9 protein-coding genes are annotated in these 11,179 nt (G+C 44.7%); 1 reads left to right on the plus strand and 8 read right to left on the minus strand.

Going from position 1 to position 11,179, the window contains the following annotated elements; all coding sequences use genetic code 11:
- Positions 1-503: 503 nt before the first annotated feature.
- The 6 genes from HOP45_RS17805 to HOP45_RS17830 form a co-directional block, all read right to left on the minus strand.
- Positions 504-1,076 carry a VanZ family protein gene (locus HOP45_RS17805; RefSeq protein ID WP_255437743.1) on the minus strand — a complete coding sequence of 191 codons (573 nt, stop codon included), beginning with the start codon at positions 1,074-1,076 and terminating at the stop codon, positions 504-506.
- A gap of 487 nt (positions 1,077-1,563) precedes the next feature.
- The gene (locus tag HOP45_RS17810; RefSeq protein WP_181350739.1) at positions 1,564-2,010 is read right to left on the minus strand and encodes a hypothetical protein; all 447 of its coding nucleotides are present in this window, start codon (positions 2,008-2,010) and stop codon (positions 1,564-1,566) included.
- A 155-nt stretch (positions 2,011-2,165) separates the two neighbouring features.
- Entirely contained in the window at positions 2,166-3,530 is a 1,365-nt protein-coding gene (gene dnaB / locus HOP45_RS17815; RefSeq protein ID WP_181350740.1) for a replicative DNA helicase, read from the minus strand.
- A 36-nt stretch (positions 3,531-3,566) separates the two neighbouring features.
- A complete protein-coding gene (gene rplI, locus HOP45_RS17820) occupies positions 3,567-4,013 on the minus strand; it encodes a 50S ribosomal protein L9 (protein ID WP_181350741.1) in 447 nt (148 codons plus the stop codon).
- On the minus strand, positions 4,010-5,983 hold the full coding sequence (locus tag HOP45_RS17825) for a DHH family phosphoesterase (RefSeq protein WP_181350742.1): 1,974 nt from the start codon (positions 5,981-5,983) through the stop codon (positions 4,010-4,012). The genes rplI and HOP45_RS17825 overlap by 4 nt, the downstream gene beginning before the upstream one ends.
- 30 nt (positions 5,984-6,013) lie before the next feature.
- Positions 6,014-6,958: a YybS family protein gene (locus HOP45_RS17830; RefSeq protein ID WP_181350743.1), complete on the minus strand. Its 945-nt coding sequence runs from the start codon at positions 6,956-6,958 to the stop codon at positions 6,014-6,016.
- A 211-nt stretch (positions 6,959-7,169) separates the two neighbouring features.
- Between HOP45_RS17830 and HOP45_RS17835 the strand changes: the two genes are divergently transcribed.
- Positions 7,170-7,985, plus strand: coding sequence for a histidinol-phosphatase HisJ family protein (locus tag HOP45_RS17835; protein ID WP_181350744.1), 816 nt, complete (start codon positions 7,170-7,172; stop codon positions 7,983-7,985).
- Between the two features lie 279 nt (positions 7,986-8,264).
- On the opposite strand, the gene serA is transcribed toward HOP45_RS17835, so the two are convergent.
- A complete protein-coding gene (serA, locus tag HOP45_RS17840) occupies positions 8,265-9,851 on the minus strand; it encodes a phosphoglycerate dehydrogenase (RefSeq protein ID WP_181350745.1) in 1,587 nt (528 codons plus the stop codon).
- Position 9,852: 1 nt separating this feature from the next.
- A complete protein-coding gene (locus HOP45_RS17845) occupies positions 9,853-11,013 on the minus strand; it encodes a pyridoxal-phosphate-dependent aminotransferase family protein (protein WP_181350746.1) in 1,161 nt (386 codons plus the stop codon).
- Positions 11,014-11,179 lie beyond the last annotated feature (166 nt).

Consider the following 11,179-nt stretch of genomic DNA (forward strand, 5'->3'; position numbering starts at 1 on the left):
CAAAATAATTTCCAATTCCATATCAATTTACAGTTGACATTACACCACTAGGCTATATATTAAGACTCGAAATCAAGATATATTGGTCCAGGAAGCCTGTAATTTAAAGAGCAGACAAAGATACCTACACACCTAGTATTTAACATTTAGCATCTTATAAAGAGCATAGATCACTGTAGAGAGACCAATTCCAGAAAGTATGATACCAGTTACTAGAAAGATATTTGTATTTGTTTTAACTTTAGAATCGTAAGTATATGCAGCGTAATCAGCGTCCGCCACTAAGGCATTTGTTAAGCTCGTCCCGAGACTATTGCTAAAAAAGATGAATATTAGTCCAATAACCCCTAATAAAGAACCTAATACCAGTATTCCCTTTAAGCTATTTTTCCTCATATCCTCTCCCCTTTTAACCCATGAACACTCATTTGCCTCGTTAATGAAAGCGGTTGTCCCTATTAAACAGTTGCCCCCTTATATGGAAGTAAGTTTCGAGAACTATCCTAATAAAAGTTTGAATGTATTTTTAAGATATATGGTGTAATCGTATTGTTAAATACCCATGCTATGAGGAACATCAGCAAAGTTAACCCCACAATGGACAATCCTATAGAAACCAAATTCTTTCTTAAAGTATTCATACGTTCGCTTACTTTATAGGTACAAAAGCCAATTGTTGCTCCCATTGTATTAACGATAATATCCTCAATATCAAAGCTTCCTAAATAAGTTACCATTTGAACAATTTCCATACAGAGAATAAAAAACACAAACAAGACAATAAACTTAAAGTATGTTCTAAAAGGATTTTCAAACACCATCGGCACAAGTATTCCAAACGGAATAAATGCTAGAAGGTTGCCAAGAGCAAAGATCCAGAGTTTGATAATATCTATTGAAAAATGGTTAGGAAGCCATAAGGGAATACGAACAGGTATTAACGAATACCGATATTCGCGGAGCTCTGCGAGCTGTGGACGTCCGAATCCGAAAAACATGAAGTATATTAATACAGCTATATACAAGCCCAAGAGTATAAATAGATACCTCTTTTTATTTTTTTGTTGTTGCCTCAACTTTCAAATCACTTCCTTAGTCTACAAATTCTAATTTATCGAGCTGCACATTATATATAATAAACCACTTAATTAATATCTTAAAACAACTTATATGCAGATAATCATAAATTTTCGAATATCAAATACTGTTTAATGATTGATTTCCTTTATAAATAAATGTTACAAAATTTAATAATGTTTGATTTAACATTATATTATTTAAGATTAAAACGTTCTTTCTCTTTCCAACATTAAATCACTACTTGTTAAGCGGACGATCGCGTAACTTAGATAATGCTATAGAAAATGACCACCAAAATTGGTGATCATTTTTGTCCCTATGTGAAAAAAAATTAATATCTCGAAACTGAGTCTTAAACTAACCTGCCCTTTTCTTGAAGACTCAGTTTCGAGATAATTGTCCAAACATTGAATAAACATTCATATCCTTGCATTTAATAACGCGTTTGCCGGCCGTAAAAAATATTGTCGCAAATTTCTTCATTTAGAGAGATTCCCAATTATAATCTGTCTCTGTAATTACTTTTAAAAGTGAATTGTTTCCCTCTATTTCGTACATACCTCCAGCATCAGAACCGTCTTCATTTTTAAGACCCAATATATGGATTCTTTCTTCCCCGACTGCAATGGTAGGGTCATTCTTTTCTTCTGTTCTTATAGTTACTGAGTATTGAACATATGGTGGATCATCTACTTTTTTCAAATTCATATCAGCGGGGTTTTCAATGATTTTTTCAATATCGTTTCGGTTAGTAATAGTGGTGAATTCATCCCCCACCTGTTTTATATAAACCTCATTGATAACATCATACGACGTTAATTCCTTATGTAGTAAATCTCCATATGTTGTCTTTTCGGGTCTATTCATCATAAAAAATACAACGACCCCTATGACGACAATTACACTCATAATGCCAAAAATCCTTTTCATACCTATCCTCCTAACTTATTTAGCCTACGTTTGGATGAGCACGCTTTTCCCGTCCTGTTATTAACTAAATGGTAAAAGTTTCAGCTTTGTTGATATTGGTCGTCTTCCTCCTCTATTGAAAAAGACAAGCTCCATTAATAAGAGCTTGCCTTTCACTACGCAGGAGGCGGAATATCGCTTTCGTCATAGCGATGATCCAAATCCACGAACTTATTATATTCTTTGACAAACGCGAGCTCGACATTGCCGACAGGCCCGTTACGCTGCTTTGAAATGATGATTTCAATAATGTTCTGTTTCTCGGATTCTTGATCGTAGTAGTCATCACGATAAAGGAAACCGACGATATCAGCGTCCTGCTCGATACTGCCTGACTCACGCAAGTCGGACATCATCGGACGCTTGTCCTGACGGGACTCCACTCCACGCGACAGCTGGGACAGGGCGATTAATGGCACGTTCAACTCACGAGCTAATCCTTTCAGAGAGCGGGAAATCTCAGAGACTTCCTGCTGTCGGTTTTCACGCGAGCCGGCGTTACCTTGAATCAACTGGAGATAGTCGATGAGGATCATGCCTAGTCCGTGCTCTTGCTTGAGGCGACGGCATTTGGAACGGATTTCACTGACTCTGATACCCGGCGTGTCATCAATGAAAATGCCGGCATTAGAGAGACTCCCCATGGCCATGGTGAGTTTGCTCCAATCCTCTGCTTCGAGGTGCCCCGTCCGTAAGCGTTGGGCATCGATGTTGCCTTCTGCACAGAGCATCCGTGATACGAGTTGATCTGCGCCCATTTCCAGGCTGAAGATCGCGACGTTCTCATCGGAATTGACGGCCACGTTTTGCGCGATATTGAGCGCAAACGCGGTCTTACCTACAGAAGGCCGGGCTGCGATGATAATCAAATCGTTGCGCTGGAAACCAGAGGTGATGTGATCCAGATCCCGATAGCCCGTCGGAATGCCGGTCACACCGCCTTCATGATTGTGCAGCATTTCGATATTATCATAAACCTCGATAAGCACGTCTTTGATGTTTTTAAAAGACCCGGCGTCCTTTTGCTGCGACACTTCTAAAATTTCTTTTTCCGCTTGGTTGAGGATGTTTTCCAATTCCTCTTCCTCAGCGTAACCGTTCGTCACAATAGAGGTAGCTGTGCGAATCAACCGTCTCAAGGTCGCTTTTTCATCGACGATTCGAGCATAATATTCAATATTAGCCGCTGTCGGGACTGAATGCGCCAGGTCACTTAAATACGAGACACCGCCGACTTCTTCCAACACTTTTCCGTTCGAAAGCGCGGTCGTCACCGTGACCAGGTCGATCGGTTCACCTTTATCAGCGAGATTGACCATGACTTCAAAAATACGCTGATGACTGGCCCGGTAAAAGTCATCCGGCATCAGTTTTTCAGAGGCTGAGGCCATCGCTTCCGGCTCTAAAAAGACAGCACCGAGAACAGCCTGTTCCGCTTCTATATTGTGCGGAGGGGTACGATCATTCCATAAATCACTCATGCTTGTTCCCTCCCTTTTGAACCCAAAGCTTGCGCATTACTTCTCTGCTACATGGACGCGAATCGTCCCTGTGACTTCCGGATGAAGTTTGACCGGAACATTGGTGTAACCGAGGTTGCGGATGGGATCATCCAATTCGATTTTCCGTTTATCGATTTTGATGTTGTGGTTTTGTTTTAACTCATCCGCGATATGCTTGCTGGTGATGGAACCAAATAAACGGTCGCTGTCGCCGGACTTCGCCGATAGTTTGATCTCCATATTCTCAAGTTGCTCACGCAACCGTTCCGATTCCATCTTTTCTTCTTCTTCTTTTTGCTTTTCTTTATTTTGCTTGGCTTTCAAGGCATCCATATTGGCTTTCGTCGCTTCAACGGCCTTGTTGTGCTTCAATAAATAGTTGCGTGCATATCCGTCGGAAACGTTCTTAACTTCGCCTTTTTTTCCCTTGCCTTTAATGTCCTGGTTGAAAATCACTTTCATTCTGAGTCTCCCCCTTCAAAATATTCGTCGATGATATCTTGCAATAATCCTTTAGCATCTTCAATGGTGGTATCTTCCAGTTGAGTCGCCGCGTTCGTTAAATGACCGCCGCCATTCATCCGTTCCATAACCACTTGCACGTTCACATCACCAAGGGAACGTGCGCTGATCCCAATGCGGCCGTCCTTGCGTTCGGAGATGACGAATGAAGCGACGATTCCGCTCATCGTCAGCAACGTATCCGCTGCCTGGGCGATTAATACGGCGCCGTAGTTTTCCCCTTTGTCGCCTGTAGAAATAGCCACACCATCACGGTAAATTTCTGCGCGTTCAATCAAACGGCTGCGGCGTACATAAACATCCAAATCTTCTTTCATAAATTTCTGCACGAGAATCGTGTCAGCCCCTTTGGAACGGAGGTACGAGGCCGCATCAAAAGTTCGCGATCCTGTACGCAGTGTGAAACTCTTCGTATCCACGATGATACCAGAAAGCAAGGCGGTGGATTCAAGCATGGAGAGTTTCAATTTTTTCGGCTGATACTCGAGAAGTTCGGTAACGAGTTCCGCTGTCGAAGATGCATACGGTTCCATATAAACAAGCGTCGGGTCGGAAATGAATTCTTCTGCCCGGCGGTGGTGATCAATTACGACGACGTGTTCCGTTTTATTCAATAATTTCTCTTCCATAACGAGAGACGGTTTATGCGTATCAACCACAACAAGCAGCGTATTGTTGGTAACCATTTCGAGCGCATCGTCAGGCGAAACGAACTTCGACCACAATTCTTCGTCTTTACTGACTTCTTCGATCATGCGCTGCACGCCTGTATCAATATCATTAGGGTCGAGGACAATCGAGGCTTCTTTGGCATTCGCTTCAGCGATTTTCAAAATGCCGATCGATGCTCCGATGGCGTCCATGTCTGGTGCTTTGTGTCCCATGATCATTACCTTGTCGCTCTCCTGGACCAGCTCCTTCATGGCATGGGAGATTACACGCGCGCGGACACGGGTCCGTTTTTCCATCGGGTTGGTTTTACCCCCATAGAAGCGCACTTTACCGGTGTCGTCTTTAATGGCGACCTGATCGCCTCCGCGTCCCAAAGCCAGGTCAAGGCTGGATTGAGCCAGTTCGCCGAGCTCAGGTAATGTGACAGGTCCTGTGCCGATGCCGAAACTTAGTGTCAGGGGCACATTTTTATCGGAAATCAATTCGCGTACTTCATCTAAGATTTCAAATTTATTCCGTTCCAGACGCTTTAAAATTTCGTGGTTCATGACGGCCATGAAGCGCTCTTGAGAGGTGCGTTTCAAGTAAACGCCATAATCGCCTGCCCATCTGTTCAGGATCGATGTCACTTGGGAGTTGATATGGCTTTTCGCTGTATCATCCATGCCTTGTGTGATTTCTTCATAGTTATCTAGAAAAATCACAGACATGACTGTTTGCTCGTTTTGATAGAGATGCTGAATTTCAGATTGCTGGGTCCGGTCAAATAAATAGAGCAGTCGCTCATCTTTCTTGACCATGATTTGAAATTCGTAATCCTGAATTTGCAGCCAAACTTCTTTCTTGTTTTCTTTCAATTTGGCCACTAAATCCTTCGATAACTCGCTTAATGGGTGGCCGACCAGCGTATCATCATTCGTGAACGCGTTCATATAGGGATTTGCCCACTCCACGGCATAGTCCTCACTAAAGAGGACGATCCCGATTGGCATTTCTAATAATGCCTCTTCGCCGACTTTTTTCACCCGATAAGATAACGTGGATATATACTCTTCCGTCTCGTTGATGAGATGTTTTTCGGTTCTGATGCTGTAAAGAATCGATGCTGCCAGAAATATCGTCATCATTAAGCCAAGTAACCATTGGTAATACCAAATGAAGCCGAGTAACACGATCGAAATGGCATAAATGACCCACAGGTGCCCACTCATGGTCGGTTTTTTAAAAAAATTCGGCATGTCTTTCAGCTCCTACCCTCGTGATCCGTACTACTTTTTATTCCCGTTCAAACGCTCCCGCAAGGAAAATCCTATATCAATTATACCTAGAATTCTTACCAAATAAAGCAGGATCATCGGAAACAAGAACGACAGGACCACCGCAGTAATCGGCAATGCTTTGGACTTTCCTTTGATATGCGCATAATAAAAAATGAAAGCAAAGCCCTGAAGCAGAATCAATGAGCCCGTCAATGTGAACAAATTGATGGCTGCCAGATTCCAAATACTATCCGTATCCGTAATGACTAAATCTAAAATCAAGGCGAAGAAATAATACCAAAGCAGCGACAGGGGCAGTCGAAAATCCCGGAATGCCGGAAAAGACAGCTTTGTCTGTTCGAGCCGGTTGATCATTTTATAACTTAACCACTGGCCGATAAACGCCAGCCCTATCCCTACAAATGCCAGCATACTCGGAATCAAATCCGGCCAGCTGCTGACCTGCTCTTCCAGCAACGCCAACTGTTCTTCAGAAGCGCCGCCGCCAAAGTTGTTCAACATGGTTTCAGCGTTTCTTAAAGCTTGATCTATTGTCGTTTGAACCGTTTCGGTCCAACTGACATTAAACAGTAATTGACTGCTCGCGAATACAATCACTAAGCCAATAATGAACCCGATGGAACCTGCAGCCCATGTTTCATAGGCGTTCCGTTTCTGATGCATGGCCCACCCTGTGAACATTCCCCCGAGTCCCATGAGAATAGTCACAGGTATCGAATAAATGGTCGCCATCAGGGAGGACAAAATGATGCTTGCGATGAATACAATCGCTCCAGGCTTCCACCCATGTTTATACGTATACACGATGAACGGAACCGGGAGTGCTATGAGCACAAAGGCTCCTATAAAAGGGAGGAAAATATGTACCAATAACAATAGCAGATATAACCCCGCCATTAAAGCCCCTTCTGTAATTCGTCTTGAGTCGTTCATGTATGTGGCACCTCATTTACTACTCTTATTATAACCACTCTATTTTAACACGTAATTCGGATGAACCCTTAATGAAATATCTTTTCTGAAATAAATTAATTTGCATAGCAGGCGTGAGGTGATTTTTGAGGTTCAAACACGCGTCTGGTATGATATAGTGAAATGTCCTGAAACGGACCCTATAATTATTATAAGATGGGGAGGCTTTCTTATGCTCACGGATTATCACGTTCACATGGCCGAAACCGGCGAATTTACGACAGCATACTTAAACGACTATATCGCTAAGGCAAAAGAGAAAGGCATCGAAGAATTAGGCATCTCTGAACATGCTTACTTTTTCCATGAAACAAGCGATATACTTTCGAATGATTGGGTGGAAAACCGCAGAGGGCTTCACTTCAAAGATTATCACACGTTGTTTGAGCAGGCTCAAGCTGAAGGGCTTCAGGTGAAAATGGGAATTGAGATGGACTATACACCAGGGAAAGAAAAGGAAATGCAGGCGTTCATTGACGCACACCCTTTCGATTATGTCATCGGCTCTGTCCATTGGATTGGCGACTGGGGGATCGACCTAGCTTCATACCGCGAAGAATATGAGAAGCGGGATATCAAGGAAGCCTACCGTCAATACTTTGACCAAATTGTCACCTTGGCCGAGTCTAGACTATTCAATTTCGTGGGGCATATCGACCTCATCAAAATCTTTAATTATTGGCCCGATGACGAAGCTTTTCTTCATCAACAGTATGACCGAGCGGTAGCCGCCTTAGCCGCTTCTGGCACGTGCATCGAAATCAGTACGGCCGGCCTCCGCAAACCTGTCGGCGCCATCTACCCGGATCCCGTGCTGTTAAAGAAGTGTTACGAGGCTGGGGTCGGCATTGTTATCTGCTCGGATGCCCATAAACCGGAGCACATCGGCTACGCTTATGATCAAGCAATCGACCTTGCCAAATCAGTTGGTTATGAAGAACTGCACATCTTTAACCAACGTGAAGCAACTATAGTACCGCTGGCATAGCAGCAATCATGGCGCTTAGAAGGAACTAAGACAAAACTAAATAACACACAAAACTTCCGAACGATTTCGCGGATATTGTTCGGAAGTTTTGTGTGTTAGGGAAGGTGTTCCATAACCGCTCCGTCAAAACACTCCGCTCATGATGATCCATTGAAATTTTATACGTTTCCCACATTCGCTTTATAACAACTCTGATTTATATATGTCCCGGTGCCTATTTTACCTTTATAGCATGAAAGGCCCCCAGAGAAAGTTATCCTTTCACTGGGGGCCTTTTATTTATAGTTCTACACAATTGACCTGACGAATATCTTCCAGCTGTTCTAGTTTTTCAATACACGCTTCATTCACTGGCTTGTCGACGGTCAGCACCATGACGGCATGGCCGCCCTGATCTTTACGACCCACCTGCATGGCAGCGATGTTGACATCATCTTCTGCGAGCAAGCTACCGACTTTTCCGATCGCGCCGGGCTTATCATGGTGGCGGATAAGGACGAGGTGGCCAGCAGGGACGACATCGACGGAATACTGATCCAGTTTCACAATGCGGGAGCCAAGCCCGTTCAGCAACGTACCTGATACGGACCGCGTTTCTTCGTCCGTCTGGATTTGCACCGTAATCAGGTTGGTGAACCCGCGCGATGACGTGGTCTTCTGTTCATTGATAGTGATGCCTTTATCGCTCGCTGCTTTAAAGGCATTCACATCATTGATGCGTGCCCCGAGGTGGCGGCTCAGAATGCCTTTTAGCGTAGTCCGCGTTAACGGCATCGTTTCATAATCGACCAGCTCACCGGCAAAATCAATATTAATCGACTCTAAAACACCTTTGGTAATACGAGAGAGGAACAAACCGAGCTGTTCCGATAAATGGAAATAAGGCGCTAATGTTTCCAGGACTTCAGGGGAAACGGAAGCAATGTTCACCGGATTCTTCGCATTGCCTTCGCGAAGGATTTCCACGATATCCTTACTGACATCGATGGCAACATTTTCCTGCGCTTCTATCGTACTGGCACCAAGATGAGGCGTTGCAATCACTTCATCCAGTTCAAGAATTTTATGGCCGATCGCCGGTTCTTCTTCGAACACATCAAGGGCCGCACCTGCAATCCGCTTTTCGACGAGGGCTTCATATAAAGCGTCCTCATCTATAATACCGCCTCGTGCACAATTCAGGATGCGGGCGCTCGGTTTCATGAGCTTCAGCGCTTCGGCATCAATTAAATGTTTTGTTTCTTCCATTAAGGGTGTATGGACGGTCAGAAAATCGGCTGCTTGCAGCACATCTTCAATCGTACCGCACTGCACACCCATCTTTTCCGCCTTTTCTTCTGTTAAGAACGGATCATAAGCGATGACGTTCATGCGTTGGCCTTTGGCACGTCTTGCCACTTCATTACCGATTCGTCCCAGTCCTACGATACCCAGCGTCTTATCTTTCAACTCCACACCGACCATCGCTTTGCGTTCCCATTTATCCCGCCGCAACAGGTGATAAGCCTGAGGGATGTTACGGGCTAATGACATTAGCATCGCCATGGTATGTTCCGCTGTGGAAATGGTGTTGCCGTCAGGGGCATTGACGACCACGACACCGAATTCGGTTGCCGCTTCAAGATCGATGTTATCAACACCGACCCCAGCACGGCCCACGACCTTCAAATTTTGAGCTCTTTCGATTATTTCCCGGGTAATTGTCGTTTGGCTTCTGACGATAATTGCATCTATATCTGTGATCGTGTCGAGTAATGTCTCATGATCCAGACCAGGTGTGTTGATCACCTCGACATCGGAAGCTGACTCTAACGGATGAATCCCTTCCGCACTGAGCGGGTCACATATTAAAACGCGAAAGCTCATGTCACTTTCCTCCTTTTTCTAAGGTGTAGATCTTCTCTGCAGCAGCGACGCCTGCCCCTAATTCTATTTCTTGGCCTAATTGCTTGAGGCCGAGTTCGATTATGCTGATCGCTTGAAGCACATCGGCTGGCGTACAATACCCCATATGGCCGATTCTGAAAATCTTTCCTTTTAAATGCTGTTGGCCGCCAGCTAACAGTAATCCTGCTTCCTCATGGACAACTTTCCGCAATTGTTCCGCATCGAAACGTTCAGGCTTTACGGAGGTTACCGTTGGAGAGGCTGCTTCTTCGGTCGTCAACAAAGGAAGACCAAGCGCTTGAAAAGCTGCCCTGGCCATTCTTTTCATAAGATGGTGACGCTCATACACCGACTCCAGCCCTTCTTCGTGCATAAGGTCTAGGGCTTCATTCAGCCCAAACAACAATGATAGCGCTGGTGTGAACGGCGTTTGGCCTTCCTGCAGCTTGCCGCGATATTTCCGCAAGTCCAAGTAAAAACGCGGGCGTGTGTTTTCCTCGATGATGGACCACGTGCGATGGTTATAGGCGACGAATGAGAGGCCGGCTGGCAGCATCATGGCCTTTTGCGAACCGGATACGAGCAGGTCGATGCCATCTCGCTCCAATTTAAGATCGGCACCGCCAATCGAGGAGACCCCGTCGACGATTACCAACGCATCGGATTGCTCATGAACCTGGTTCGCAATCTCCTTCACCGGATTCAATACGGCGGTAGATGTTTCACAATGGGTTACAAAAACAGCCCGGATGCCAGGATACTGATTTAAATAGGAAGAGACATCTTCCACCTGGACCGCGTCTCCCCACGTCACATCATGACGGTGAACCGTCAGCCCATAGGCTTCGCAAATACTGGCGAACCGATCGCCAAATGCCCCTGTGACAACGACCAATACTTCATCCCCAGGCATGGTTGTGTTGACAACGGCGGCTTCTAAAGCAGACGTGCCGCTGCCCGTCAAAACAATGACATCTTCCTGGGTCCCGAAAATCGGGTTCAGTTTCGGAGCGATATCTTTCAGCAGATCTTTGCATCGTTGACTGCGATGCCCAATCATGGGCTGAGACATGGCTTGGCTCACTCTCGGAGGTATGGGGGTCGGTCCTGGAATACGTAAAATTTCTTCATGGTTAGGCATCCTAACGCTCCTTTCAATCTGTTCCTATTATATGATGGTTCATTCTTTGACGCTTCATCGATTTCCTTAACTAAAGTGAATATTTTCTATCGTACCAAACCTTTTGTGTTTGTCAACGTAATCGCAACATTAAATGTATTCTGATTTTTTACTTTTTTTCTTTTTT

Source organism: Thalassobacillus sp. CUG 92003 (assembly GCF_013618635.1).
Taxonomy (GTDB): Bacteria; Bacillota; Bacilli; order Bacillales; family Halobacillaceae; genus CUG-92003.

Coding starts and splice junctions, on each gene's coding strand:
- HOP45_RS17810 (WP_181350739.1), bottom strand. CDS start 2,010: ATGAAAAGGATTTTTGGCATTATGAGTGTAATTGTCGTCATAGGGGTC.
- dnaB (WP_181350740.1), bottom strand. CDS start 3,530: ATGAGTGATTTATGGAATGATCGTACCCCTCCGCACAATATAGAAGCG.
- rplI (WP_181350741.1), bottom strand. CDS start 4,013: ATGAAAGTGATTTTCAACCAGGACATTAAAGGCAAGGGAAAAAAAGGC.
- HOP45_RS17825 (WP_181350742.1), bottom strand. CDS start 5,983: ATGCCGAATTTTTTTAAAAAACCGACCATGAGTGGGCACCTGTGGGTC.
- HOP45_RS17830 (WP_181350743.1), bottom strand. CDS start 6,958: ATGAACGACTCAAGACGAATTACAGAAGGGGCTTTAATGGCGGGGTTA.
- HOP45_RS17835 (WP_181350744.1), top strand. CDS start 7,170: ATGCTCACGGATTATCACGTTCACATGGCCGAAACCGGCGAATTTACG.
- serA (WP_181350745.1), bottom strand. CDS start 9,851: ATGAGCTTTCGCGTTTTAATATGTGACCCGCTCAGTGCGGAAGGGATT.
- HOP45_RS17845 (WP_181350746.1), bottom strand. CDS start 11,013: ATGCCTAACCATGAAGAAATTTTACGTATTCCAGGACCGACCCCCATA.